The 25,917-nt window shown below is 62.2% G+C and carries 30 protein-coding genes; 16 read left to right on the forward strand and 14 right to left on the reverse strand.

Annotated features, from left to right (window positions below; translation table 11 throughout):
* Positions 1–111: 111 nt before the first annotated feature.
* From HNQ36_RS23770 to HNQ36_RS23810, 9 genes are all read right to left on the reverse strand, one after another.
* Positions 112–501 carry a DUF4189 domain-containing protein gene (locus HNQ36_RS23770; protein WP_184089849.1) on the reverse strand — a complete coding sequence of 130 codons (390 nt, stop codon included), beginning with the start codon at positions 499–501 and terminating at the stop codon, positions 112–114.
* An 89-nt stretch (positions 502–590) separates the two neighbouring features.
* Positions 591–2,195 (reverse strand): NTP transferase domain-containing protein, encoded by a 1,605-nt coding sequence (locus HNQ36_RS23775; RefSeq protein ID WP_184089852.1) that lies wholly within the window; start codon positions 2,193–2,195, stop codon positions 591–593.
* Positions 2,192–2,902, reverse strand: coding sequence for an XdhC family protein (locus HNQ36_RS23780; protein ID WP_184089856.1), 711 nt, complete (start codon positions 2,900–2,902; stop codon positions 2,192–2,194). The genes HNQ36_RS23775 and HNQ36_RS23780 overlap by 4 nt, the downstream gene beginning before the upstream one ends.
* Complete coding sequence (locus tag HNQ36_RS23785; protein ID WP_184089859.1) at positions 2,899–3,228, reverse strand: XdhC family protein; 330 nt, start codon at positions 3,226–3,228, stop codon at positions 2,899–2,901. The genes HNQ36_RS23780 and HNQ36_RS23785 overlap by 4 nt, the downstream gene beginning before the upstream one ends.
* Before the next feature lie 11 nt (positions 3,229–3,239).
* Positions 3,240–4,436 carry a vWA domain-containing protein gene (locus HNQ36_RS23790; protein WP_184090053.1) on the reverse strand — a complete coding sequence of 399 codons (1,197 nt, stop codon included), beginning with the start codon at positions 4,434–4,436 and terminating at the stop codon, positions 3,240–3,242.
* Positions 4,437–4,470: 34 nt separating this feature from the next.
* On the reverse strand, positions 4,471–5,379 hold the full coding sequence (locus tag HNQ36_RS23795; RefSeq protein WP_184089862.1) for an AAA family ATPase: 909 nt from the start codon (positions 5,377–5,379) through the stop codon (positions 4,471–4,473).
* A 19-nt stretch (positions 5,380–5,398) separates the two neighbouring features.
* Complete coding sequence (locus tag HNQ36_RS23800; RefSeq protein WP_184089865.1) at positions 5,399–6,205, reverse strand: FAD binding domain-containing protein; 807 nt, start codon at positions 6,203–6,205, stop codon at positions 5,399–5,401.
* A gap of 26 nt (positions 6,206–6,231) precedes the next feature.
* Positions 6,232–6,717, reverse strand: a complete 486-nt coding sequence (locus HNQ36_RS23805; protein ID WP_184089868.1) for a (2Fe-2S)-binding protein — start codon at positions 6,715–6,717, stop codon at positions 6,232–6,234.
* A 211-nt stretch (positions 6,718–6,928) separates the two neighbouring features.
* Positions 6,929–7,378 (reverse strand): SRPBCC family protein, encoded by a 450-nt coding sequence (locus HNQ36_RS23810; RefSeq protein ID WP_184089871.1) that lies wholly within the window; start codon positions 7,376–7,378, stop codon positions 6,929–6,931.
* Positions 7,379–7,580: 202 nt separating this feature from the next.
* Here HNQ36_RS23810 and HNQ36_RS23815 point away from each other — a divergent pair, with 202 nt between their 5' ends.
* From HNQ36_RS23815 to HNQ36_RS23825, 3 genes are read left to right on the forward strand one after another with little or no spacing between them, the layout of a single operon-like run.
* On the forward strand, positions 7,581–8,936 hold the full coding sequence (locus HNQ36_RS23815; RefSeq protein ID WP_184089874.1) for a 3-carboxy-cis,cis-muconate cycloisomerase: 1,356 nt from the start codon (positions 7,581–7,583) through the stop codon (positions 8,934–8,936).
* 25 nt (positions 8,937–8,961) lie between these two features.
* Positions 8,962–9,744, forward strand: a complete 783-nt coding sequence (pcaD, locus tag HNQ36_RS23820) for a 3-oxoadipate enol-lactonase (RefSeq protein WP_184089877.1) — start codon at positions 8,962–8,964, stop codon at positions 9,742–9,744.
* 9 nt (positions 9,745–9,753) lie between these two features.
* Positions 9,754–10,146 carry a carboxymuconolactone decarboxylase family protein gene (locus HNQ36_RS23825; RefSeq protein WP_184089880.1) on the forward strand — a complete coding sequence of 131 codons (393 nt, stop codon included), beginning with the start codon at positions 9,754–9,756 and terminating at the stop codon, positions 10,144–10,146.
* Here HNQ36_RS23825 and HNQ36_RS23830 read toward each other — a convergent pair.
* Together HNQ36_RS23830 and HNQ36_RS23835 are read right to left on the reverse strand one after the other, a co-directional pair.
* Entirely contained in the window at positions 10,119–10,649 is a 531-nt protein-coding gene (locus HNQ36_RS23830) for a hypothetical protein (protein ID WP_184090055.1), read from the reverse strand. The genes HNQ36_RS23825 and HNQ36_RS23830 overlap by 28 nt on opposite strands.
* A gap of 279 nt (positions 10,650–10,928) precedes the next feature.
* Positions 10,929–11,087: a hypothetical protein gene (locus HNQ36_RS23835; protein WP_184090096.1), complete on the reverse strand. Its 159-nt coding sequence runs from the start codon at positions 11,085–11,087 to the stop codon at positions 10,929–10,931.
* Positions 11,088–11,321: 234 nt separating this feature from the next.
* On the opposite strand from HNQ36_RS23835, the gene HNQ36_RS23840 reads away from it, so the two are divergent.
* The 6 genes from HNQ36_RS23840 to HNQ36_RS23865 all read left to right on the forward strand — a co-directional run bounded on the left by HNQ36_RS23840 (position 11,322) and on the right by HNQ36_RS23865 (position 16,745).
* Positions 11,322–12,236: an ABC transporter permease subunit gene (locus HNQ36_RS23840; protein ID WP_046826961.1), complete on the forward strand. Its 915-nt coding sequence runs from the start codon at positions 11,322–11,324 to the stop codon at positions 12,234–12,236.
* A gap of 8 nt (positions 12,237–12,244) precedes the next feature.
* Complete coding sequence (gene livM, locus HNQ36_RS23845; RefSeq protein WP_184089884.1) at positions 12,245–13,579, forward strand: high-affinity branched-chain amino acid ABC transporter permease LivM; 1,335 nt, start codon at positions 12,245–12,247, stop codon at positions 13,577–13,579.
* Complete coding sequence (locus HNQ36_RS23850; RefSeq protein WP_184089887.1) at positions 13,576–14,421, forward strand: ABC transporter ATP-binding protein; 846 nt, start codon at positions 13,576–13,578, stop codon at positions 14,419–14,421. Before livM ends, HNQ36_RS23850 begins: the two co-directional genes overlap by 4 nt.
* Positions 14,418–15,155 carry an ATP-binding cassette domain-containing protein gene (locus HNQ36_RS23855; RefSeq protein ID WP_184089890.1) on the forward strand — a complete coding sequence of 246 codons (738 nt, stop codon included), beginning with the start codon at positions 14,418–14,420 and terminating at the stop codon, positions 15,153–15,155. Before HNQ36_RS23850 ends, HNQ36_RS23855 begins: the two co-directional genes overlap by 4 nt.
* Positions 15,155–15,514 (forward strand): DUF6867 family protein, encoded by a 360-nt coding sequence (locus HNQ36_RS23860; RefSeq protein WP_184090058.1) that lies wholly within the window; start codon positions 15,155–15,157, stop codon positions 15,512–15,514. Before HNQ36_RS23855 ends, HNQ36_RS23860 begins: the two co-directional genes overlap by 1 nt.
* A gap of 115 nt (positions 15,515–15,629) precedes the next feature.
* A complete protein-coding gene (locus tag HNQ36_RS23865) occupies positions 15,630–16,745 on the forward strand; it encodes a branched-chain amino acid ABC transporter substrate-binding protein (protein ID WP_184089893.1) in 1,116 nt (371 codons plus the stop codon).
* 67 nt (positions 16,746–16,812) lie between these two features.
* Here HNQ36_RS23865 and HNQ36_RS23870 read toward each other — a convergent pair whose 3' ends face one another.
* Complete coding sequence (locus tag HNQ36_RS23870; RefSeq protein ID WP_046826967.1) at positions 16,813–17,547, reverse strand: cytochrome c biogenesis CcdA family protein; 735 nt, start codon at positions 17,545–17,547, stop codon at positions 16,813–16,815.
* A gap of 94 nt (positions 17,548–17,641) precedes the next feature.
* Between HNQ36_RS23870 and HNQ36_RS23875 the strand changes: the two genes are divergently transcribed.
* Entirely contained in the window at positions 17,642–18,643 is a 1,002-nt protein-coding gene (locus HNQ36_RS23875; RefSeq protein ID WP_184089896.1) for a P1 family peptidase, read from the forward strand.
* A gap of 55 nt (positions 18,644–18,698) precedes the next feature.
* Here HNQ36_RS23875 and HNQ36_RS23880 read toward each other — a convergent pair whose 3' ends face one another.
* Entirely contained in the window at positions 18,699–19,430 is a 732-nt protein-coding gene (locus tag HNQ36_RS23880) for an EF-hand domain-containing protein (RefSeq protein ID WP_184090061.1), read from the reverse strand.
* 274 nt (positions 19,431–19,704) lie between these two features.
* Between HNQ36_RS23880 and rpe the strand changes: the two genes are divergently transcribed.
* From rpe to rpsD, 6 genes are all read left to right on the forward strand, one after another.
* Entirely contained in the window at positions 19,705–20,406 is a 702-nt protein-coding gene (gene rpe, locus HNQ36_RS23885) for a ribulose-phosphate 3-epimerase (protein WP_184089899.1), read from the forward strand.
* A 104-nt stretch (positions 20,407–20,510) separates the two neighbouring features.
* Complete coding sequence (purB, locus tag HNQ36_RS23890) at positions 20,511–21,815, forward strand: adenylosuccinate lyase (RefSeq protein ID WP_184089901.1); 1,305 nt, start codon at positions 20,511–20,513, stop codon at positions 21,813–21,815.
* A 66-nt stretch (positions 21,816–21,881) separates the two neighbouring features.
* The gene (locus HNQ36_RS23895; protein ID WP_184089904.1) at positions 21,882–22,421 is read left to right on the forward strand and encodes an MOSC domain-containing protein; all 540 of its coding nucleotides are present in this window, start codon (positions 21,882–21,884) and stop codon (positions 22,419–22,421) included.
* A 51-nt stretch (positions 22,422–22,472) separates the two neighbouring features.
* Complete coding sequence (murI, locus tag HNQ36_RS23900; protein WP_184090064.1) at positions 22,473–23,276, forward strand: glutamate racemase; 804 nt, start codon at positions 22,473–22,475, stop codon at positions 23,274–23,276.
* A 79-nt stretch (positions 23,277–23,355) separates the two neighbouring features.
* On the forward strand, positions 23,356–23,757 hold the full coding sequence (locus HNQ36_RS23905; protein ID WP_184089907.1) for a cupin domain-containing protein: 402 nt from the start codon (positions 23,356–23,358) through the stop codon (positions 23,755–23,757).
* Positions 23,758–23,951: 194 nt separating this feature from the next.
* Entirely contained in the window at positions 23,952–24,569 is a 618-nt protein-coding gene (gene rpsD / locus HNQ36_RS23910; protein WP_019196340.1) for a 30S ribosomal protein S4, read from the forward strand.
* 72 nt (positions 24,570–24,641) lie between these two features.
* On the opposite strand, the gene HNQ36_RS23915 is transcribed toward rpsD, so the two are convergent.
* Positions 24,642–25,889 carry a serine hydrolase domain-containing protein gene (locus HNQ36_RS23915; protein WP_430641405.1) on the reverse strand — a complete coding sequence of 416 codons (1,248 nt, stop codon included), beginning with the start codon at positions 25,887–25,889 and terminating at the stop codon, positions 24,642–24,644.
* Between the last annotated feature and the right edge of the window lie 28 nt (positions 25,890–25,917).

A 25,917-nucleotide genomic window follows, 5' to 3' on the forward strand; every position in this document is an offset into this window, starting at 1 on the left:
TCATATTCAATGACAAAAATTGACTCACCTTAAGACACTGATTTCTTGAGATTATTTAGAAATACCCCGAGGTGACTTCACCGCCACGATGCCCATAGCAGTACCGGACGGTCAGCCCTTGGCGTCGCAGGCCCAGGCGCGGATGACGCATTCCTTGCCGCCGAAGGCGTAGCACTTCTTCATCGCTTCATTGAGCGCGCTCGAAATGCGCGGTGCGACGGCATAGCCGTGAGGGCCGCAAGGCTTGGTCATGTCGAGAGACAGCGCGGCACACGCACGTTTCATGGTCACGGCAGTGCAATCGCCCTTGCATTGCTTGAGAGCAGCCGCGCGTGCAGCCTGCTCGGCCGGATAGTCGAATGCCTGGCCATAAGCGCCGCACTTGCCAATCGCCAGCGCGCCGGCTGCGGAAGCCGGTGTAACGGCGAGATGGGCGGCAAAAGCTGAAACCAAAGCAACAATAAAAAGCGCGCGAACATGCGCGACGGTACGGTCGAACAAAATCCCCTCCCCCGAGGCCTAACGGAGTCACTCTACGCAGGAGGGCGTTTCAACTTGGTGAACGAAACGGAAAGGGCGTCGGCTGATCTCTACCCGCGCCGCGCGTCGGCCAGCATTTCCGGCGTGTCGATGTCGAGGAATGCGCTTTTACCTTCGACTTCGACCTCGGCCACCGCTTCCGCGTGCTGCGCGATCAGGTGGCGCGCGCCGATGTCGCCATCAAGCGTCATCAATTCTGGGAAAAATCTCCGCGACCACAACACCGGATTACCGCGCCGTCTACCGGCCACCGGCACCACGATCAGCGAGCCGCGATCGGGCGCGAAAGCATCGACCAGCCGGTCGATCAGTTTCGCATCGATCAGCGGCATGTCGCCAAGACAGACCATCGCGCCATCAGCGGTTTCAGGGACCGCGCCGATGCCCGCTTTCACAGACGTTGCGAGGCCTTCGGCAAAATCCGGATTGCGGGCGAACTCGACTTTCAGTCCCTTCAGCGCGGCCTCGATCTCGAGGCTTTGGTGGCCAGTGACGACGATCACCGGCGAAGCCTTCGAGGCCAGCGCCTGCTCGGCGACGATCCGCACCAGCTTCTTGCCGTTCAGTTCGGCCAGAAGCTTGTTTGGCCCACCCATCCGGGTGGAGCGGCCGGCAGCGAGAATGACCGCAGCGACCTTGCGATTGCCGTCGGCTTCAATCGGCACGCGCGGCTGCGGCCGCGTCACGATTTCCATCAGCAAGCCGCCGACGCCCATGCCGGTGACATCCGCGCGGGTGACCGGAATCCCTGCCAGCAGGCGCATCAGTATCCAGTCGAAACCGTTTTCCTTCGGCGAGCGGGCACAGCCCGGAGCGCCGAGCACCGGTGCATTCTTGACCTTGCCAATCAGCATGAGATTGCCGGGATCGACCGGCATGCCGAAGTGCTCAACCGCGCCGCCGATCAGTTCGATCGCGGCGGGGATCACGTCGCGCCGATCGGCAATCGCGGACGCACCGAACACCAGCACCAGTTCGGCGCCAAGTCCGAGCAGTTCGTCGATGGCCGGCGCAAGCGCACTCTCATCATGCGGAACGCGACGTTCGCCGATAATGCGGGCGCCTGTCGGTGCAAGACGCTCTTCGGTCACGCGCAACGTCTTTTCGATCACCTTAGGGGCCAGCCCCGGCAGCATGGTCGAGACGATACCGACGCGCTTGATCGTGAACGGCGCGACCCGCATCCGCCCCGCGCTGGCGGCAACGACCGCAGCGTCGCGCAGCTTTGCCTCCACGCCGAACGGAATGATCTTGACGGTGGCGATCATTTCACCGGCAACCACCGGCTTGAACGCCGAGAGCGTTGCGAAGGTGATCGCTTCATCCACCCGGTTGATGCGGTCGACGGCGTCGCGGTCCACCACCAGCACGCCGGCTTCCGCCGCGAACAGGTTGGCGCGGCCGGTAAAGGCGCGCTCGACGTTGACGCCCTCGCCCGCGACCGCCGCGGCGATGCTCGCGGCCGCCTCGTCCTCGGACACATCGTCCTTATCGAGGCGCGCGACAACAATTTCCTTCACGCCCGCCTGCATCAGCGCAGCGATTTCCGGCGCACCTATCACAGTGCCTTTCTTGAGAACGAGCGATCCCTGACGAATTGCGTGAACGGTGACGCCGCCAAGCCCGTCTTCAGGCGTAACAGGACCGAACTTCATGCCGCTGACTTCGTCTTGAGTGGCGCATCGGCGGGAAGCCGCAACCGCGCGGTGATCTCTGCCATGATGGCCACCGCGATCTCCGACGGCGACACCGCGCCGATGTTGAGACCGATGGGCGCGTGGATGCGCGCCAGCGCGGCGTCGCTCGCGCCGTGCTCTTTCAGCCGATCCACGCGCTTGGCATGGGTCTTCCGTGAGCCGAGCGCGCCGATGTAGAAGCAATCTCGCTCGAGCGCATGCAGCAATGCCGGATCGTCGATCTTGGGATCGTGAGTCAGCGCGACAAACGCCGTGTAGCGGTCAATGTTAAGCGGCGGCAACGCGACATCGGGCCAGTCGGCGAACAGCGGCACATCCGGAAAACGCTCCGGTGACGCGAAGGCCGTGCGCGGATCCACCACATACACATCGTAATCCAGTGATTGCGCCAGCGGCGCCAGCGCCTGACTGATGTGGACCGCGCCGATGATGACCAGGCGCGCGGTCGGGGCATAGACATTGAGAAACAACTTCTTGCCGTCGCTCTCGATCATGCCGCTCTTGCCCATACGCAAGTGCCTGTCGAGCTCTTCATGCAGCGGATCGGACGCGGCGTCCGCGGCCTTGATCAATCGCTGATCACCAGTGACAACATCGGTCACAACGACCACCGCCCGGCGCGCGGCGCGCTCGGCGTTCAGTTCGGCCAGCGTATTCTGTTTCAAGAGTTGCCCACCTTCTCGACAAACACGCGAATGGTGCCGCCGCATGACAGCCCGACGTTCCAGGCGGTTTCATCGGCCACACCGAATTCCAGCATCTTCGGCTTGCCACTGGCGATCACATCGAGCGCCTCGGTGACCACCGCGCCCTCGACGCACCCGCCAGACACGGAGCCGAGAAACGTCCCGTCATCGCTGATGACAAGGCACGATCCCGCCGGGCGCGGCGCCGAGCCCCAGGTCTCGACCACGGTGGCGAGAGCGACACCGTGTCCGGACTTCGTCCAGGTCTCGGCGGCTTTCAGGATGTCCTCATCACGGTTGAGCATGGTGTGTGTCCTCAGGCTGCGGAGCGGGAGTCGATGCGCCGGGGCGGCTGGTCGGAGGTCAGCGCGGCGATCAGCCCTTCCATGGACTTCAAGTTATGCACGGGACGGAATTCATCAACATGCGGCAGCATCATTTTGATGCCCTGCGCCTTGGCCTCGAAGCCCTCGAAACGCAGCAGCGGGTTGAGCCAGATCAGGCGGCGGCAGGAGCGATGCAGCCGGTCCATCTCGAACTCCAGCCGGGAGTCCGCCTCGCGCTCCAGCCCGTCCGAGATCAGGAGCACCGTGGCTCCCTGCCCCAGCACGCGGCGGCCCCACAGGTTGTTGAAGTTGTGCAGCGAGGTCGCGATCCGTGTCCCGCCCGCCCAGTCCTCGACGCTGCTTGAGCAGGCCGCCAGCGCCTCGTCCGGATCGCGTGCGCGCAAGGCCCGCGTGACATTGGTCAGCCGGGTGCCGAACAGGAACACCGAGACGCGCTTGCGCGCATCGGTGATCGCATGGAGGAACTGCAGGAATAGCCGGGTGTAGTCGGTCATCGAGCCGGAAATATCGAGCAACGCCACGATCGGCGCGGGCTTGTCGATGCGGCCGAGCCGCTGGAGTTTCACGATCTCACCGCCGGTGCGGAGGCTCCCGCGTAACGTGCGCCGCAGATCAAGCCGCTGGCCTCTTGCATCCGGCTTGAAGCGCCGTGTGCGCAATTCGGCCTGCGGCAATTTCATCTGTGCGATGGCGCGGGTGACCTCCGCGATCTCTGCAGCGCTCATCTGCGCAAAGTCCTTGCGCTGCAAGACCTCGCGGTCGGAGACCGAGAGCTGAACGTCCTTCTCCTCGATCTCCGGGCCCTCAATATTGCGGCTGTGGGCGAAGGCTTCCTGAACCCGCCGCGAGGCCGGAGGCGGAGGCTTCTGCGCTTCGGGCGGCAGCGGGACCGAGTCGAGCATGCTTTCCGTGCCTTCGGCGCGGCGAAAGAACAGATCGAACGCCTGCGCGAATATCAGTGCGTGCTCGTGACGTTTGACGAAGATCGATTCGAGCGTCGTGAACAGATCGGCGCGGTTGCCGATGTCGATCAGCCGCATCGCCTTCAGCGCATCGATCACCGCACCCGGCCCGATCGGCAGACCGGCGACGCGCAGCGCGCGCGCAAAGCCGACGACATTGTCCGCGATCAATCCGGCCGCTGGGGTCTCGATGTCATTCGGCATCCTGTCACTCATCATGACGATTTCCGGATTGCGTTCACGCTGCCGGATCGTTGACGGCTTCCTTGATCACCTTGTCGAGCGCAGGCCCCTGCATGCGTCCGATGTCGTCCTGATACTTCAGCAGCGCGCCAAGCGTATCGCCAACCACCTGCGGCGTCAGCGAGCGTGCGTCGAGTTCGGTCAACGCGGTCGCCCAGTCGATGGTCTCGGCCACACCCGGCACCTTGAACAGATCCTGCTCGCGCAACGCCTGCACGAAGCCGACCACCTGTTGCGACAGCTTCGCGCCGATGTTCGGCACGCGCGACTTGACGATGGCGAGTTCGCGCTCAGCGTTGGGATAGTCGACCCAGTGATAAAGGCAGCGGCGCTTGAGCGCGTCGTGGATTTCGCGGGTGCGGTTCGAAGTCACGATCACGATGGGCGCCTGCGGCGCTTTCACCGTGCCGAACTCCGGGATCGTCACCTGAAAGTCGCTGAGAATTTCCAAAAGGTAGGCCTCGAAGGCTTCATCCGCGCGGTCGAGTTCGTCAATCAGCAGCACCGGCGGCCCGGCGACATCCGGCTCCAGGGCCTGAAGCAGAGGACGTTTGATCAGATACTTTTCCGCAAAGACGTCTGCGGACAACTGCTCGCGGTCGGTTTCGCCGCTGGCCTCGGCCAGACGAATGGCAATCATCTGCGCCGCACTGTTCCACTCATACACCGCGGATGCGACGTCGAGACCTTCATAGCATTGCAGACGGATCAGCTTGCGCCCGAGCGCTGCGCTCAGAACCTTGGCGATCTCGGTCTTGCCGACGCCCGCCTCGCCTTCGAGGAACAGCGGCCGGCCCATCTTGAGCGACAGATAGACCACCGTCGCGAGCGAACGCTCCGCGAGATAGCCGCGGCTGGTGAGCAGATCGAGCGTTGCATCGACCGATGCGGGAATTTTGCTCATGCTCACACCGACTCCAAACTCAGGCCTTGGCGGTCGCGGCTTCCACAGCACGGCGCGCGAGTACGCCGATGAGATGCGCGCGATATTCGGCGCTGCCGTGAATGTCGCTGTTGAGACCGTCGGCGGATACCGTCAGCCCGTCGAGCGATTTCGGCGAGAATCGCTTCTTCAGCGCCTCCTCGAATTCCGTCGCACGGAACACGCCGTCCCCGCCCGCGCCGGTTACCGCAACACGAACATCGGACGGACGCCGTGCGACGAACACACCAACGAGCGCATAGCGCGAAGCCTGATTGCGGAATTTCTGGTACGCGGCCTTCTTCGGCAGCGGAAACATCACGCGTGTAATGATCTCGTCCGGCTCAAGCGCGGTGGTGAACAGGCCCTGGAAGAATTCCTCCGGCTTCAGCCGGCGCTTGTTGGTGACGATAGTCGCGCCAAGCGCCGTGACCGCAGCCGGATAATCCGCGGTCGGGTCATTGTTGGCGAGCGAACCGCCAATGGTGCCCTTGTGGCGAACGGCCGGATCGCCGATCAGACCGGCAAGCTCCGCAAGCGCGGGAATGGCCTCGCCGACAATGCTGGAGTTCGCGACTTCAGCATGGGTCGCGGTCGCACCGATCATCAGATTACGCCCCTTCATCTCGATGCCGTTGAGGCCTTCGATGTGGCTGAGATCGACCAGATGCGGCGGACTGGCGAGCCGCTGCTTCATCACAGGCACCAGCGTGTGGCCGCCGGCGATCAGCTTGGCGTCTTCATTCTTGACGAGAAGATTGGCGGCCTGCCGCACAGTCCCCGGACGATGATACTTAAAGTCGTACATGAGCTGTCCTTCGGGAAAATCGTCGATTACGCGAGATCGGATTTGGCCATCGCCTTGGCGCCGGCCGCGATCGACAGCACAATGTTCTGGTAACCGGTGCAGCGGCACAGATTTCCTTCAAGCTCTTCGCGGATGACGTGATCGCTGAGGTCATGCCCCTTGCGGTGCACGAGATCGACAGCAGTCATGATCATGCCGGGCGTACAGAAGCCGCACTGCAGACCATGATGTTCGCGGAACGCCTCCTGCATCGGATGCAGCGGCGCGCCGTCGGCAGCAAGGCCCTCGATGGTTGTCACATTATGACCGTCCGCCATCACTGCCAACGTGGTGCAGGACTTCACCGCCTTGCCGTCGAGATGAACGACGCAGGCTCCGCACTGCGAGGTATCGCAGCCGACGTGAGTCCCGGTCAGACGAAGCTGCTCGCGCAAGAATTGGACGAGCAGCGTGCGCGAATCGACCTTACCCGTCACAGGATTGCCGTTCACGATCAGTGAAATCTTGGCCATCAACACTCTCTTGTTTTCGGCTTGGCGCCCAAGGCTTAGACAGAAGGCTTTGGACACAAGTTTCGCAGCGCCGCATGGCGCGGCGCAAAACGCGTTTAAAATGGTTCCAAATTCATAATATGGGCCATTGCGGCAATGAGCAACCTCACCGCACCGCGCTTTCGGACAAGAAGGCTTGATTTGTGCGAGGACCTGATATGCCGAAACGGGCTCAGCCCGCTTTCACCGCGTCTGCGAACTTCGCGAAGAATTCATCGGCCAGCTTCTTGGCCGCGCCGTTGATCAACCGCTGACCGAGCTGCGCCAGCTTGCCGCCGATCTGGGCCTCGACATTATAGCTCAGCAGCGTGCCGCCATCCTTTTCCGCCAGCGCTACCGTGGCCCCGCCCTTGGCAAATCCGGCGACGCCGCCCTCGCCTTCGCCGGAGATCTTGTAGCTGTTCGGTGGATCGAAATCGCTCAGGGTGACCTTGCCCTTGAAGCGCGCAGACACCGGCCCGACCTTCATCTTGGCGACGGCCTGAAACTGGTTGTCCCCGGCCCGCTCCAATTCCTCGCAGCCTGGAATGCAGGCTTTCAGAACAGCCGGATCGTTCAGTTTTTCCCAGACCACTTCACGAGAAGCAGGAAGCTGCACCTCACCCGTCATCGTCATTGCCATGTGCAAGCCTCCTTCATTCGATAGCCGCATCCCGCGACCCTGCCGGTCTCAATTAGGATACAGCGTCCGCAAAAGAAAGGGTACCGTACGGGAAGGAGCGTTGCAAAAACATCGAACAGCAACCCCTGCCGTGTTGCAGTGCTTTCGGCGAGGGTATCGCGCTATTGGCAGGCGTCGGAGCCTTGGGTAGGGTCCGCGCATCATGAGTTCATCACTGCCTCCCCTGCTCGCACCTTTGCTGTCGAGCGCCGCCATGCGCACTGTGTGCGACGATGAAGTGTATCTGCAGCATATGCTGGACTTTGAGCATGCCCTTGCACGCGCTGAAGCAGCCGTCGGCATCATTCCAGCCAGCGCCGTCGTCAGCATCGCGAAAGCCTGCCATGCCGAATCGTTTGACCGCGTCGCGCTTGCCGAGGCTGCGGTTCACGCTGGAAATCTCGCCATTCCGCTGGTGAAAATGCTGACCGCGAAGGTCGCCGACGCGGATCCTTCCGCCGCGCGCTATGTGCATTGGGGCGCAACCAGCCAGGACGTGATCGACACTGCGACGATGCTGGGCCTGCGCGCGGCGATCAACGCGCTGATTGTCGATCTCGATCGTGCAATCACGGGGTTTGCCCGGATGGCCCTCCAGCATCGCGAAACGGCGGTGGTCGCGCGCACTTGGTTGCAGCATGCCCTGCCGATGCCATTCGGACTAAAGCTGGCGGAATATGCGGCTGCGCTGCATCGTTCGCGCGGGCGGCTGAAGCGATTGCGCAGCGAAACGCTGGCCCTGCAGTTCGGCGGCGCCGCGGGAACGCTTGCCGCTCTCGGCGACAAAGGTCTCAAGGTTGCCGAACAGCTTGCCCAGGAACTGTCGCTGCCGCTGCCGGATGCGCCGTGGCACACGCATCGCGACCGAATCGCGGATGTGGCGTCAGCCCTGGCCATTCTCACAGGCACCTGCGGCAAAATCGCCCGCGACGTGTCGCTGATGATGCAGACCGATGTCGCGGAAGCGTTCGAGCCTGCGGGCGAAGGCCGCGGTGGCTCGTCGACGATGCCGCACAAGCGCAATCCTGTGGCGGCGGTAAGGGTACTGGCGGCGGCGACGATGGCGCCGAATCTTGCAGCGACGATATTCGCTGCGCAGATTCAGGATCATGAACGCAGCGCCGGTCCCTGGCATGCCGAATGGCCGACATTGCCGACGCTGCAACTCGTGACGTCGGGTGCACTCTCCGCGATCGCCGAGATCGCAGAAGGCCTCGAAGTCGATGCCGCGCGGATGCGCGCCAATCTCGATATGACCCAGGGTCTCGTCATGGCCGAGGCTGTAGCGATGGCGCTGGCGGAAAAGATCGGCAAAGGCGAAGCCCATCTCATCGTCGAGGCTGCGAGCCGCAGAGCTATCGAAACCCGGCAGCATCTGCGCAGCGTTCTCGCGGACGACACACGCGTCACCACCCACATCGACACCGATACGCTCGAAAGCCTGTTCGACCCGATGGCCTATCAGGGCGTCGCGCAAACGCTGATCGACCGGCTGCTCGCTTCGCTGGACAGCGAATAACAACAAGAATTCACGGAGAATACATATGCCTATGATCGACGCCGACGGATGCCTGCTCAATGTTTCGGTGGAGGGGCGCGACGGCGGACCGACGATCATGCTGTCGAATTCGCTCGGCGCGACGATGCAGATGTGGGAGCCGCAAATGGCGGCGCTGACGAAGCTCTATCGCGTCGTCCGCTATGACCGGCGCGGCCACGGAAAATCCGGCGTTCCGGCTGGGCCCTATTCGATGGAGCGTTTTGGCAAGGACGTGCTGGCGATCCTTGACGACCTCAACATCGAGCGGGTGCACTGGTGCGGACTATCGATGGGCGGCATGGTCGGCCAGTGGCTGGGAGCGAACGCGCCGGAGCGCATCGACAGGATGATCCTCGCGAATACATCTTGCTATTATCCCGATCCCACCAACTGGCTGAACCGCATCAAGGCTGTCAGCGATGGTGGCATCGCGGCAATCGCCGACGCGGTGATCGCGGCGTGGCTGACCGAGGATTATCGTGATCGCGAACCGCAGATCGCGGCGCGCATGAAGGCGATGCTGATGGCCACACCGGTGCAGGGCTATGTCGCCTGCTGCGAGGCCCTGAGCCGGCTCGATCAACGCGACCTGCTTCCGCAGATCAAGACGCCGACGCTGGTGATCGCGGGCCGCCACGATATGGCGACGCCGGTTGAAGCCAGTGTCTTTATCCGCAGCCACATTCCGAATGCGAGCATGACCCTGCTCGATGCGGCCCATATCTCCAACATCGAGCAGTCGCACAACTTCACCGAAGCCGTGGTTGGCTTCCTGACCCAGCGCTGAGAACATCTCATGGACGACGATCAACGCCGCGATCAAGGAACCGCCCAACGACGCAAGGTGCTCGGCAACGCATGGGTCGACAAGTCCGCGGCGAGCAGGAACTCATTCAACGCCGACTTCCTCGATCTCATCACGCGCTATGCGTGGGGTGAGATCTGGACGCGTCCGCATTTCGACGAGCGGACGCGCCGTGTCCTTGTGATCGGCACCATGGTGGCGCTCGGACAATGGGATGAATTTCGCCTGCATGTTCGCGCTGCCTTGAGCGAAGGCGGATTCACGCCGGACGACATCAAGGAAATTCTGCTGCAGCAGGCGATCTATTGCGGCGTCCCCGCCGCCAACCATGCGGTCAAGGAAGCCGCCAGCGTGGTTCAGGAATTGGGGCTACTCGACAAGTAGTCGTAATTCGGCGCGGCCTGCACCGACGCCCCGTTTTTCCGCTCCTCCACAGGATCGGTGTCGATGATCAACAGGATCGCGGCGCCGATCAGCAGCAGGGACTCGCTGGCGTGAAGGCGCAACGCCGCCAGTTCCCCGACCTTCGAGGCGGCTATCAGGCTTGCCATGCTGATGAACGCCCCAACTCCCAACGCGAAAGCAAGCGCCTCGTCGGCTCCGCCCTTGTTGCGGATCGCAGCACGGATGACCAACAGCAGGAAGACGAGGAAGAATGCAGCGACCGTGATCTTGCAGAGTGCAATCATCCACGCGAGACGGATGGTGCCCATCGCGGAAAGGCTGAGATAATCACTGACATACATCGCAGCAGCGATATTGGTGCGGTCATAGAAGCCGCGGATCGGCGAGATCCAGATCTTCATCGCCGAAATGGTCCACGACGGAATGAAGTAGCACGCCAGAAGCACGCCGTTGATCGTACTGATCCGCCAATCCTTCGACATGCCGCCTGCCCCTGACTTGAGGAACATGGCGTCCGAAACCAAGGCTTCGATGTCATGCTCCGGCCAAAGCCGCGCCGTCGGGCGCCGCATCGGCGGAGCTAACTCCGCTCAAACGCAAGCGGCAATTTAAACCATTCCTTAACCTTAACGGTGCGGCCGGAGCTGTGGACAACCAGAGCGGATCGGCGCGCCCCAAAGAAAAGTCCCGCCTTCCGGCGGGATACCCTCTTCTATCGGATGGCTCAGGTCCCTAACCGGGAACCAAGCTCATCCTGCAAACTAGTGTCCGCCCTTCTGGCTCTGCTGATCCTGCTGGTCGGGCTTCCGGCTTGAACCTGCTGCTGGCCGGGCTTCTGCCCGCCGCCCTGCTGCTGACTTCTGGCCCGGGTTCTGGCTCTGCTGGCCCGGGTTCTGGTTCGGATTGTTCCGATTGCCCATGTTGGCACCTCCATTGTTGAACATGGAGCCAACCGACGGCATCTCCATCGGTTGCGAAGGAACCCCAGTTCCGGCACCGTTTCGCGGCAGCGAAATGTTGGGTGGATGACGACCGGAAGCCGCACCCAGTACGGTTGCCGCCCTCAGTCCCCGCTGTTAGAAAATGGGACGACGCGACGATCCGGCTGCCGGAGCCTTCGACGTGTCGATCGCTTTGCTCAAACACGGCAGCCCATGGATTATTTTGCCCAGCAGCTCATCAACGGATTAGTGCTCGGCTCAATCTATGGCCTGATCGCGATCGGTTACACGATGGTGTACGGCATCGTGGGCATGATCAATTTCGCTCACGGCGACATCTTCATGATCGGCGGCTTCATCGCCCTCATCACCTTTCTCATCCTGGTCTCGATCGGCCTCACCACCGTTCCCGTCATCCTGCTTCTGGTGCTGTTGGTTGCGATGGCGATCACGGCGCTTTACGGCTGGACCGTCGAACGGATCGCCTACCGTCCGCTGCGGCAATCGTTCCGCCTGGCGCCGATGCTGTCCGCCATAGGCATGTCGTTTGTCCTGACCAACTACGCGCAGGTGTCGCAGGGCGCGCGCGTCAAGCCCGTGCCGCCGGTGATCACGGGCGGTCATACGCTGTTCGAAAACGACGGCTTCGTGGTGCGGCTGTCGAACATCCAGATCATCGTCGTCATCACCACGATTATCCTGCTTGCGGTCTTCTCATGGCTTGTGGCGCGCACACGGCTCGGCCGCGACATGCGCGCCTGCGAGCAGGACCAGACCATGGCCTCGCTGCTCGGCGTGGACGTCGACCGCACCATCTCGATGACGTTCGTGATCGGTGCCGCGCTCGCCGCCGTCGCGGGCATGATGTACCTGCTCTATTACGGCGTGGTCGATTTCTTCATGGGCTTCGTCGCCGGCATCAAGGCGTTCACCGCCGCCGTGCTCGGCGGCATCGGCTCCCTCCCCGGCGCGATGCTGGGCGGACTTCTGATCGGCCTGATCGAGACCTTCTGGGCCGCCTACTTCACCTCCGAATACAAGGACGTTGCGGCGTTCTCGATTCTCATCGTCGTCCTTATTTTTCTTCCGACCGGTCTGCTGGGCCGTCCGGAAGTCGAAAAAGTCTGAGAGGCAGCGTGGCGCGCTCCACCGATCCCGCCATTCGTGCGCCAAAAGCCGCCGCGGCCCCACACGGGGTCGCCTTCATTCTCAAGAAATCATTCATCAGCGCCCTTGTGGCGCTGGTTCTGTTTTCACTCATGATCGGCGTCCGGACCGAAGCCGGACCGGAAGGCCAGTTGATCTACTGGACGCGATTCGGTGATCTCGCCGCGATCGTTGCCGCGGTGTTTTTCGGAAGCATCATTGTCGAACTGTTACGGCAATGGATCGGACCGTCGAAGGGAGTTTCGTTTATTCCCGAGTCGGCCAACGGCACGATCGCGACCCTGCGTCGCTTTTTCGCCCCCGCGCTTCTCGTCTTTGCGGCGCTGGTTCCGGTGATTTTCTACGACCAACGCTACATTCTCGATCTCGGCATCCTCGTTTTGACTTACGTCATGCTGGGATGGGGACTGAACATCGTCGTCGGTCTCGCCGGCCTGTTAGACCTCGGTTACGTCGCATTCTATGCGGTCGGCGCCTATTCCTACGCCCTCCTGGCGACGACCTTCGACCTGTCGTTCTGGGTTTGCCTGCCGCTGGCCGGAATTCTCGCCGCATTCTGGGGCGTCTTGCTCGGCTTTCCCGTGCTGCGATTGCGCGGCGACTACCTTGCCATCGTGACCCTGGCCTTCGGCGAAATCATCCGGCTCATTCTGCTCAACTGGCAGTACGTCACCGGCGGCCCGAACGGCATCACCGGCATTCCGCGGCCGTCATTCTTCGGCATTCCGCTCACCAACACTGACGACGGGCTCGCCGCCCGGCTCGGCATCGAGTTCTCCACCACGCATCGCGTGGTCTTCCTGTTCTATCTGATCCTCGCACTCGCGCTGCTGACGAACTGGGTCACCATCCGCCTGCGGCGTCTGCCGATTGGCCGCGCATGGGAAGCGTTGCGCGAGGACGAAGTCGCCTGCCGCTCGCTTGGCATCAACACCACCACGACGAAGCTGACGGCGTTTGCGACCGGCGCGATGTTCGGCGGCTTTGCCGGTGCATTCTTCGCCACCCGTCAGGGCTTCATCAGCCCCGAGTCCTTCACGTTCCATGAATCCGCGCTCGTGCTCGCGATCGTCGTGCTCGGCGGCATGGGCTCACAGCTTGGCGTTGCGCTCGCAGCCCTTGCAATGATCGGCGGGTTCGAGTTGTTCCGCGGTCTGGAACAATTCCGCATGCTGGTGTTTGGTTCAGCGATGGTGCTGTTGATGATCTGGCGGCCGCGCGGCCTGATCGGTCACCGCGCGCCATCGGTATTTCTGGAGCCCTCCGAGATTTCATCCGCAGTGGCCAAGGAAGGCCACGGATGACGACGAACAATACCAGCGACGATATTCTCGACGTCGATCATCTGTCGATGCGCTTCGGCGGCATCGTTGCGGTCAACGATCTGTCGTTCACGGCGAAGCGCGGTGACATCACCGCGCTGATCGGTCCCAATGGCGCGGGCAAGACCACCGTATTCAACTGCATCACCGGCTTCTACAAGCCGACCACCGGCATGATGCGCCTCATTCATGAGGATCGCCGCGAATTTCTTCTGGAGCGATTGTTCGACTATCGCATCTCAAAGGTCGCGAAGGTCGCGCGCACGTTCCAGAATATCCGGCTGTTCGCGGGCATGACCGCGCTGGAAAACCTGATGGTGGCGCAGCACAATCCGCTGATGCTCGCGTCGGGCTACACATTTCTCGGCCTGATCGGCGCACCCGGTTTCCGCCGCGCGGAAAAGAATGCCATCGAGCGCTCACGCTATTGGCTCGACCGTATCGGCCTCACGTCGCGCGCCGATGACGCAGCGGGCAACCTGCCCTACGGCGATCAGCGCAGGCTCGAGATCGCGCGCGCGATGTGTTCTGAACCGGTACTGCTGTGCCTCGACGAACCCGCCGCCGGATTGAACGCAAGGGAAAGCGATGAACTGAGCCAGTTGCTGCTGGCAATCCGCAAAGATCACGGCACGTCGGTGCTGCTGATCGAACACGATATGTCGGTGGTGATGGAAATCTCCGACTGCATCTTCGTGCTCGACCATGGCGTGAAGATCGCGGCGGGCACGCCACAGGAAATCCGCAACGACCCGAAGGTCATCGCCGCCTATCTCGGCGCGGACGAGCAAACCGCGATCGAAGTGATGGAGGGCGGCACGTGAGCGCAGCGCCCCTCCTCTCTATTCGCGGCCTTGTGGCCGCCTATGGCAATATCGAAGCCTTGAAAGGTGTCGATCTCGACATCAACCCGGGCGAAATCGTCGCGCTGATCGGCTCCAACGGCGCCGGCAAGTCCACGCTGATGATGTCGGTGTTCGGGCGCCCCCGCGCCCGCGCCGGGGTCATCACCTTCGATGGCCGGGACATCACGAACGAACCGACCCATCATGTCGCGCGGCTGCGCATCGCACAGTCACCCGAAGGACGACGCATTTTCCCGCGCATGTCGGTCGCGGAAAACCTGCGCATGGGCGCGGACGTCGCCGGTGAGAGCACCGAAGCCGAGCGCAACGAAGATCTGGAACGCGTTTTCACGCTGTTTCCGCGCCTCAAGGAACGCATCGCGCAACGCGGCGGCACGCTGTCCGGCGGCGAACAGCAGATGCTAGCGATCGGACGCGCGCTGATGAGCCGCCCCCGCCTGTTGATGCTGGACGAACCATCGCTTGGCCTCGCGCCCCTGATCGCGCGGCAAATCTTCGATGCCGTCCGCACGCTCAACCGGCAGGATGGCCTCACCGTCCTGATCGTCGAACAGAACGCCAACCACGCCTTGAAGCTGGCGCACCGCGGCTATGTGATGGTCAATGGCCTTATCACGCTCAGCGGAACCGGTGACGAACTCCTCGCCCGGCCGGAGATCCGCGCAGCTTATCTTGAGGGAGGGCGTCATTGATGGCCTTCTATTCCAACGAATCCATTTTTCAGGTTCTGTTCGTTACCCTGGTGCTCGGCGGCGGCTGTGCGTTGCTGGCCGGCCGCGCCATTGCGCTGACCTGGCGGAGCATCTGGATCGCTGCCATCTCGATGGTCCCGCTGGGGATGGCCGTGCGATTCGTGCACTTCGCGCTGTTCAATGAGACCCTGTTGCAGCCGCAAGCCTATGTGGCCGAAACCGTTATCCTGATCGCAGCCGCCTGCCTGTCTTTTCAGCGCACCCGGGCGCAGCAGATGGTCCGACAGTATTACTGGCTGTACGAACCAAGCGGCCCCCTCGGCTGGCGGCTGCGGCAAGATGCGCCAGCCAAGGCCTGAGCGCGGCCCAAAATTGCCGATGACTTGGCGGTAAAATCAGCGGACAATATCCGGGATCTGTTTGTCCGGCGGGCCGTCTGGCCGCGCCATTCGAGACCTGCATGAGGATTACCCTATGAAACCAACCCATATCCTTGGCCTCGCACTCGGCGCGTCGATTGCACTGTCGACTGCTGCGTTTGCGCAAGACATTCCCGTCGCAGTCGCCGGTCCAATGACGGGCGGCGAATCCGCGTTCGGCCGTCAGATGAAGAACGGCGCGGACCTGGCTGTTGCCGACATCAACGCCGCGGGCGGCGTCAATGGCAAGAAGCTCGCGCTCCAGGTCGGTGACGACGCCTGCGACCCAAAGCAGGCCCGCTCAGTTGCCGAAAAGTTCGCAAGCTCCAAGGTCCCGTTCGTCGCGGGCCATTTCTGCTCGTCGTCGTCGATCCCGGCCTCGGAAGCCTACGCCGAAGGCAACGTGTTGCAGATCACGCCGGCATCGACAAATCCGGTCTTCACGGAACGCAAGCTGTGGAACGTGCTGCGCGTCTGCGGCCGTGACGACCAGCAAGGCCTTGTCGCCGCGCAGTACATTATCAAGGCGTTCGCCGGCAAGAATATCGCCATCCTGAACGACAAAACGACCTACGGCAAAGGCCTCGCGGACGAGACCAAGAAGGCGCTGAACGCCGGCGGCGTGAAGGAGAAACTGTTCGAGTCCTACAACAAGGGCGACAAGGATTTTAACTCCATCGTCTCGCGGCTGAAGCGCGAGAACATCGATCTGGTCTATGTCGGTGGCTACCATCAGGAATCAGGACTGATCCTGCGCCAAATGCGCGATCAGGGCATGAAGACGCTTCTGATGGCGGGCGACGCTCTGAACGACAAGGAGTTCGCCTCGATCACGGGCGCGGCCGCGGAAGGCACCCTGTTCACCTTCGGTCCCGATCCGCGCAACAAGCCGACCGCGAAGGCCATCGTCGACAAGTTCAAGGCGAAGGGCATCGATCCCGAGGGTTATACGCTTTACACCTATGCCGCGTTCCAGGTCTGGTCGCAGGCCGCCGCGAAGGTCAAAAGCACCGACTCCAAGAAGGTGATGGAAGCCATCAAGGGCGCTGAATGGGATACCGTGCTTGGCAAGCTTTCTTTCGACGCCAAGGGCGACATCAAGGTGATCGACTATGTCGTCTATCGCTGGGACGCCAAGGGCAACTACGCCGAGATCAACAAGGGATCGTAACGCGTTCCTGCATCCTTAAAGCAACGTCATGGCCGGGCTTGTCCCGGCCATTTTCTTTATGCGCTGATCAGCCAAAATTCTGTAGCGCCGGGAACGTCTCCAGCAGCCAGATGCTCACGTCCGTAACCGCGCCGGTCAGAAACCCGATCCCCACGAGAATCATCAGGACGCCCATCGCACGCTCGACCGTAGCGAGGTGCTTTTTCATGCGCGCGAGCACCGATGAAAATCGCTCGACCATGAACGCCGCGATCAGGAACGGAATGCCGAGACCGGCGGAATAGACCGCGAGCAGCCCTGCTCCCTTCGTGACCGTTGTCTCTGACGCCGCGACCGACAGAATTGCGGCCAGGATCGGCCCGATGCACGGTGTCCAGCCGAACGCGAAGGCCAGCCCCATCACATAGGCGCCCCACAGCCCGACGGGCTTGGGGATTGGCAGGCGTCCTTCGCGCATCAAAAAGCCGATGCGCGTGAGGCCAAGGAAATGCAGCCCCATCAGGATGATCGCGATGCCAGCGACGATGGACAACTGCGCGGACCAGGCGCGGATCCAGCCGCCGATCAGGCTGGCGCTGGCGCCGAGCGCCACGAATACGGTCGAGAATCCCAGCACGAAAACCAGCGCCGACAGCATCACGGCGCGCTTTGAGACCTGCGGCTTCTCGTCATTGGCCACATGCTCGATGGTCGCGCCGGTGAGATAGATCAGATATGGCGGGACCAGCGGCAACACGCAGGGCGAGAGAAAGCTGATGACGCCGGCGGCAAGCGCTGCGGGGATGGAAACGTCTTGAATCATGCCGCTTATTGCACTGTCGCCCATATGCTATGCAAGCTCCGCGCCTGTCCTTCCGCGTGTTGTGATCGAGCGTGATCATAAAAAGGTGAGAGTTATGAAGAACCTGCTGACCGACATTCCCGGCGTCCGGGTCGGCCACGCCCATGACGCGACGATCGCATCCGGCGTGACCGCGGTGATCTTCGACAAGGCCACTGTCACCTCCGCCGATGTGCGTGGCGGTGGCCCTGGAATCCGGGACGGCGCATTGCTCGAACCGGTCAACACAGTCGAGGGCATCGATGCGATCGCGCTTTCCGGAGGCTCGGCTTTCGGGCTGGAAGCGGGCGGCGGCGTACAGGCGTGGCTCGCCGAACAGGGACGCGGCTTTGCCGTTGGCGACGCGCTGATCCCGATTGTCCCGGGTGCCGTGATGTTCGACATGCTGAACGGCGGCGACAAGGCATGGGGCCGCTTCCCGCCCTATCGCGATCTTGGCTATGCAGCGGCGGCGGCAGCAACCGATGACCCGTTTGCACTCGGCAGCGTCGGCGCGGGATTCGGCGCGACCACCGCCAACTTCAAAGGCGGACTTGGCTCCGCGTCCGCGGTGATGACCAACGGCGTGCGGGTTGCAGCCATCGCTTCCGTCAATGCGGTCGGCAGCGTCAACGTCGGCGACGGGCCATGGTTCTGGGCCGCGCCCTTCGAACAAAACGGCGAGTTCGGCGGTCGTGGCCTGCCGCCATCCTTTACGCCGGACATGCTGGCGATGCGGCTCAAGGGCGGGCCCGCCGCGACGGCGATCGAGAACACCACGCTGGCCATCGTCGTCACCGACGCCTTCCTCACCAAGCCGCAGGTCAAGCGCCTTGCGATGATCGCACAGACCGGTTTCGCCCGCGCGATCTATCCGGTACACGCGCCGCTCGACGGTGACATCGTGTTCGCAGCAGCGACCGGCGAAAAACCAGTTGATCCACTTTTCGGGCTCACTGAACTTGGCGCGGTCGCGGCTAACGTCATCGCGCGCGCCATTGCGCGCGGTGTCTATGAAGCGAAGGCACTGCCTTTCGCCGGCGCGCTGCCGTCGTGGAAAGATAGGTTTGGGAAGTAACGGTCAGCGCTGGACATGCTGACCCGATTCAGCCCGCAGGCTAATCCCGGTTACATCAGACCCTGACCGAAACCGATTGCTTCGCAGATGCGGCAAGTGCGTCCGTCTGACGCTGCATCATTTTCTCGACGAGATTGTATTGCGTGGAAGCGCCGGTCGACGTGGTCGATGACGCGGGCTGGCTCAGCGTGATCTTCGATCCGTCGGCATATGTCAGCGTGGTCGAGATCGAGCCGCCGCTGTTTGTCGTCGTCGTGCTCGACGCGCCTTGCAGAGCCTCCTTCAGCGCGTCGGCGCCACCACCGGCCTGATGTGCATGAAGACCGCCACCCTTGCCTTTGAGCGCCGTTGCCATTTCATCGAGACTGACGGAGCCGTCGCCGTTGGTATCCATCCTGTTGAAAACATTATTCGCGGCCGCGATATTGGTGCCGCCCGCGCCGAGCTTGTCCTCGAATTCAGCGCTGGTGATCTTGCCGTCGCCGTTGCCGTCGATCTGCGTGAACAGACGCTTCAACGCCTCCGAGGGATTGGCTTTGCCGTTGGCATCCTGCGCCGACAGCAGCGCGTTGAATGTCGACGGTGACAAGGCTCCGGCCCGCGTCGGACTTGCCGAGGATGAGGACGACACGCTCGATGTGCTGGTGTTCGACCCGATCAAATCGAAGAGGGAATTCGTCTGCTTGACGCCGGTCTTGGCCGCAGCAGCCTTGTTGGGCGTCAGCGAGGACAGCAAATCCAGTGCGCCAATAGCGGCGGCTCCAACGGCACCTGCGGCAAAGAACATCGCGATACTCCCCAAAGCCGGTGACACGCGGCTCAGATCATCCCGAGTAGTATCCAGCAATTGCCGTGCCGCTACGAGAAACCCAATAAATACGGTCATTTCCACCGTCCGGACGGTGCTTCCAGCACGGCAATTTCTGCCGTGACGGCAGGATTTGCCGCCGAATCCGTGCTGTTCCTGTGTACGCCGCCCGCCTCACATTGCCCGCGCCCGGGCGGCGTGTTAGGCGAAACCAGCCGTCCAGAATACGCCAAGGGAAGCACCGGAAGCCGCCATGTCACAGCCCCTTGCACCCCGCCCGCTGATTATCGCGCCATCGATTCTGGCGTCGGATTTCTCGAAGCTCGGCGAGGAAGTCCGCTCCGTCGATCAGGCGGGCGCCGACTGGATCCATCTCGACGTGATGGACGGCCATTTCGTGCCGAACATTTCCTACGGCCCCGATGTCATCAAGGCGATGCGCCCGCATTCCAAGAAGATATTCGATGCGCATTTGATGATCGCGCCGTGCGATCCCTATCTCGAAGCTTTCGCCAAGGCCGGTTGCGACTACATCACGGTCCACGCCGAAGCCGGGCCGCATCTGCATCGCTCGCTGCAGGCGATCCGCGCGCTGGGCAAGAAGGCCGGTGTGTCGCTCAATCCCGGAACTTCCGCGAGTGCCATCGAGTACGTCATCGACATGGTCGATCTCGTGCTGGTGATGTCGGTCAATCCCGGCTTCGGCGGCCAGTCGTTCATCCCCTCCGTGCTGGAAAAGATTTCGCAGGTTCGCGCGATGTGTGCCGGACGGCCGATCGATATCGAAGTCGATGGCGGCGTCACGGCAGACAACGCTGCCAAGGTCGCGGCCGCCGGCGCGAACGCTCTGGTCGCCGGATCGGCCGTGTTCAAGGGCGGCACGATGGACAGCTACAGGGCGAATATCTCGGCGATCCGCAACGCGGCCGTCTCCGCGCGCGGCGAAGCGATTTAGGCCTGAAAAGCCTCGATTTCCTGCCAGAATCGCGGCTCAAGGGTGGCCTCGCCGGAAGCGATCTGCTAAAGCGCGGCGTAATCCCCCAAGCCCAAGAGTTCGCGATGATCCCCCGTTATTCCCGCCCCGAAATGGTCTCCATTTGGGAGCCGCAGACGCGTTTCAAGATCTGGTTCGAGATCGAGGCACATGCAGCCGACGCGCTCGCCGAACTCGGCACCATCCCGAAGGACGCCGCCAAAACCATCTGGGCGAAGGCCAAGGACGCGACCTTCAACGTCGAGCGCATCGACGAGATCGAACGCGAGACCAAACACGACGTCATCGCCTTCCTGACGCATCTGGCCGAGATCGTCGGCCCGGAAGCCCGCTTCGTGCATCAGGGCATGACCTCGTCGGACGTGCTCGACACCTGCCTCAACGTGCAGCTTTCGCGTGCCGCCGATATCCTGATCGCCGACGTCGACAAGGTGCTGGCCGCGCTCAAGACCCGTGCCTTCGAGCACAAGATGACGCCGACCATCGGCCGCTCGCACGGCATCCACGCCGAGCCGGTGACGTTCGGGCTGAAGCTCGCCTACGCCTACGCTGAATTTACTCGCGCCCGCGAACGTCTTGTTCTGGCGCGCAAGGAGATCGCGACCTGCGCCATCTCCGGCGCAGTCGGGACCTTCGCGCAGATCGATCCGCGCGTCGAAGAACATGTTGCCAAGGCCATGGGCCTCGCGGTCGAACCGATCTCGACGCAGGTGATCCCGCGCGACCGCCATGCGATGTTCTTCGCGACATTGGGCGTCGTCGCCTCGTCGGTGGAACGTCTTGCCACTGAAATCCGCCACATGCAGCGCACCGAAGTGCTGGAAGCCGAGGAATTCTTCTCCGAAGGCCAGAAGGGCTCGTCGGCGATGCCGCACAAGCGCAATCCGGTGCTGACGGAAAACCTCACCGGCCTCTCCCGCATGGTGCGCGCTTACGTGACGCCCGCGCTGGAAAACGTCGTGCTCTGGCACGAGCGCGACATCTCGCACTCCTCCGCCGAGCGCATGATGGGCCCGGATGCAACCGTGACCCTCGACTTCGCGCTCAATCGTCTCGCCGGCGTGATCGAAAAGCTGCTGGTCTATCCGGCTAACATGCAGAAGAACCTCGACCGCCTCGGTGGCCTCGTCCACTCGCAGCGGCTGCTGATCGCGCTGACGCAAAAAGGCGCATCGCGCGAGGACGCCTACAAGCTCGTGCAGCGCAACGCGATGCCAGTCTGGCGCGGCGAAGGCGACTTCCAGTCACTTCTGAAGAAGGACGCCGACGTGAAGAAATATCTGTCGGACAAGGAGATCGAGGAACAATTTGATCTCGCGTATCACTTCAAGCACGTCGATACGATCTTCAAGCGGGTCTTTGGTGCATGATTCCGAAAAGTGGATTCCGGTTTTCGGATAAAATCATGCCCACTATCAAAGGAGCTTCCTGAACCGATGGGCATCGTCACCGCGGTGAGCCTGCGCAAAGGCCACCACTTCCGCAAGACCAACAGCCTGAGCATTCGCCTGCTGAGGGGGCTCGGCGTCGACGGTGACGCGCACATGGGCGAGACGGTGAAACACCGCTCGCGTGTCGCAAGGGATCCGACCCAGCCGAACCTGCGTCAGGTGCATCTGATCCACGAAGAGCTGTTTGACGAACTGGCCCCGAAAAACTTCATCGTCCGGCCCGGCGAGATGGGCGAGAACGTCACCACCCGCGGCATCAACCTGCTGACACTGCCGACTGGCACGCGGCTGCATCTCGGCGAGACCGCCCTGGTCGAAGTCACCGGGCTGCGCAATCCCTGCATCCAGATCGACCGCTTCCAGCAGGGCCTGATGGCCGCAACGCTGGACAAGGACGCCGACGGCAACCTGATCCGCAAAGCCGGGGTCATGAGCGTGGTTCTGGCCGACGGCGACGTCCGGCCGGGCGACACCATCCGGATCGTCCTGCCAGAGGGACCGCGCCGCGCCCTTCAGCCGGTGTAGCCGCCCCGATTACAACAAAGTGGTAACCGCACATCGGCTATCATGGCTTTCGTGTCCCAGACGCCCACGATACTGGTTTTCGATTCCGGCCTTGGCGGTCTCACCGTATTCCGCGAGATCGTCAGGCTGCGGCCGGGCGCGCGCTATATCTACGTCGCGGATGACGCCTATTTCCCCTACGGCCAGCACACCGAGGACGAAATCGTCGCCCGTGTGGTGCCGCTGGTCGGCGATCTGATCGCCGAACACACACCGGACCTCGTCGTCATTGCCTGCAACACGGCCTCGACCCTGGTGATGACGCATCTGCGCGAGGCTTACACCGTGCCGTTCGTCGGTACCGTGCCGGCAATCAAGCCCGCCTGCGCCTCATCCAAGACAAAGCGTGTGTCGGTGCTGGGCACGCGCGGCACCGTCAAGCGCGAGTACACCAAGGCGCTGATCCGCGATTTTGCGCAGGGCTGCGACGTGACGCTGGTCGGTGCGGAAAATCTCGCGAGTCTTGCGGAGGCCGCGTTGCGCGGCGAACGTGTCAGCGACGATGCCATCGCGGCAGAGATCGCGCCGTGCTTCGTCAATGGCCAAAATAGTGATGAAGCACGGACCGATACTGTGGTGCTGGCCTGCACGCATTATCCGCTGCTCAGCGGCCAGATGATCGCGCTGGCACCGTGGGTTGTGGACTGGATCGATCCCGCGCCCGCCATCGCACGCCGCGTGAGCGACCTGCTCGGCAGGGCCAACGGCACCGGCGAAGCACTCCCGGCGCGGTTCATCTTCACATCGGGACAGGCACCCTCTCCGGTTCTGGCGATGGCGCTGGAGCCCTTCCTTGGTGCCAGCCCTGTAGGTTGAGACCCTTCCGTAGATACCGTTCGGCTGTTAGCCTCCCGCCCGGTCTGTTCCGAAAGAGAACAGCGAAAGGGAGATTCACATGCTCAAGAAGACAGTGCTTTGCGTTTCTGTTCTCGCGCTCGCCGGCATAGGCGCGGCCCTCGCCCAGCAGCCGCCCGCGGGCATCAAGCGTACGCCACTCCAGACCATCGCTTTCCCCGAGGGCTACAACACAGTCACCGGCCTTGCCGAACTGGCTCCAGGAACAAAGGCCGGACGGCACACCCATCCCGGCGTCGAGACCGGCTACGTCCTTGAGGGCGAACTGGTGTTGTCCATAGACGGGCAGCCCGACAAAACGCTGAAAGCCGGCGAATCCTACCAAATTCCAGCCGGCGCCGTTCACGATGCCGCCGTTCATGGCGATAAGCCTATGAAAGTGCTGGGAGTTTACGTGGTGGACAAGACCAAACCGCTGGCCTCCCCGGCCCCCGCGAAATAGCCGATCTGTTTGACATTACGGGGGATTTTTCATAGAACCCCGTTGCTCGCGGGCCGGTTTCGGCCCGCGTTGCGTTTCGCGACCCGTGGTCTTTCTCATCAAGCTTATGAGGCGGACCTGTCAGCACCGGGATCATATCCCGCTGCACAGGAGGGCGCGTTTCCTCAAAACTCAAACTTACGAAAGAGGACGCGATGACTAAGCGTAGTGAGGCGAAGTATAAAATCGATCGCCGTATGGGCCAGAACATCTGGGGCCGCCCGAAGAGCCCCGTTAACAAGCGTGAATACGGCCCCGGCCAGCACGGCCAGCGCCGCAAAGGCAAGCTCTCCGACTTCGGCACGCAGCTGCGCGCCAAGCAGAAGCTGAAGGGCTATTACGCCAACATTTCCGAGCGTCAGTTCCACGCGATCTACGTCGAAGCCAGCCGCCTGAAGGGCGACTCGGGTGAAAACCTGATCGGCCTGCTCGAGCGCCGCCTCGATACCGTGGTGTATCGCGCGAAGTTCGTCGCCACCATGTTCGCGGCCCGTCAGTTCATCAACCACGGCCACATCAAGGTGAACGGCAAACGCGTCAACATCGCCAGCTACAAGGTCAAGGTCGGCGACGTCATCGAGATCAAGGAATCTTCCAAGCAGCTCACCTTCGTTCTCGAAGCCAACCAGCTCGGCGAGCGTGACACCCCCGACTACCTCGAGGTCGATCACGGCAAGCAGACTGCCAAGGTCACGCGCGTTCCGGGTCTTTCGGAAGTGCCGTTCCCGGTTCAGATGGAACCGCACCTCATCATCGAATTCTATTCGCGCTGATCTCTTCAGCCGAACAGAAATACGAAAGGCCGCCTCATCGGGCGGCCTTTTTGTTTGCGTGAATTCCGTCTGCTATTTCAACGCGCCGTAGATCAGGCTTCTGAGTGCCGATTGAATCCGGCCGCGCTGCGACGGCGACTGGATCATCAGGACAGCGAACATGTCTTCCTTCGGATCGACAAGAAAGTATGTCCCGCTGCCCCCGCTCCACTCGTACTCGCCAACGGAGCCGGCCCAGTGGCTCACGCCCGCTTCCGTCCGCACGGCCACGCCGAGACCGAAGCCATAGCCCGCACCGGGAAAATAATAGACCCACGGCTTGATGCCGGCAGCTTCACCGATATGGTTCGACGTCATCAGGTCGACGGTCTTGCGCGCCAGAATGCGCTTGCCGTTCAGTTCACCGCGATTGAGCAGCATCTGCACAAAGCGCGCGTAGTCCGCGATCGACGACACCATGCCGCCGCCGCCCGATTCCCATTTTGTAACGACACGCGGATCGCGATCCAGCTTGTCATGCCTGTTCGGAAGCGGATCGGCGAGCAGCGCCTGTTTTGCGGGATCCGCGACAAAGAAGCTTGTGTTCGTCATGCCGAGCGGATCGAGCAGGTTTTCCTTTTCGAACTGATAGAGCGATTTTCCTGACACCACCTCGATCACCCGTCCGAGCACATCGGTGGCGTGGCCGTAGGTCCAGTAATCGCCGGGGTGACTGATCAGCGGCAGCGCGGCGATGCGGTTCGCCACCTCCTCATTGGTAAACTTACCCGACATCAAGTCGGCGTCTTCATAAGGCTTCTTCACCACGCCATAGGCCAGCGAAGCGTAGGGTATGCCCGCTGACTGCCGCAGCAGATCGTGGATCTGGATCGGGCGCTTCGGCGCGACCAGGTCAAGCGCGGGCCTGCCGTCAGGACCAGGTTTCTCCTCACCGACCTTGATATTGTAAAAGCCGTGAATGTATTGCCCGACCTCGTCATCGAGCGCGAGCTTGCCTTGCTCCACAAGCATCAGCGCCGCCACCGAGGTGATCGGCTTCGTCATCGAAAACAGCGTGAAGATGGTGTCCGACGTCATTGGCGCCTTGGTGGCGACACTGCGCACACCGAAAGCTTCGTAATAGGCGGGCTGGCCGCGACGCTGGATCAGCACGATGGCGCCGGGGATTTTGCCGGTCGTCACCTCATTGTTGAAGTATTCGGTGATGCGGCCCAGCCGCTCGCTCGAAAAGCCTGCCGCTGCCGGGTCGGTTTTTCCGATGCTGCCGGCTGACGCCTGCGCGACGAAAAAGCCTACCGCCGCCATCTGAAATACGCACATCGCCAAGGCACGGGCGGTCGAGCGATAA

This window comes from Afipia massiliensis (genome assembly GCF_014203115.1).
GTDB lineage: Bacteria > Pseudomonadota > Alphaproteobacteria > Rhizobiales > Xanthobacteraceae > Afipia > Afipia massiliensis.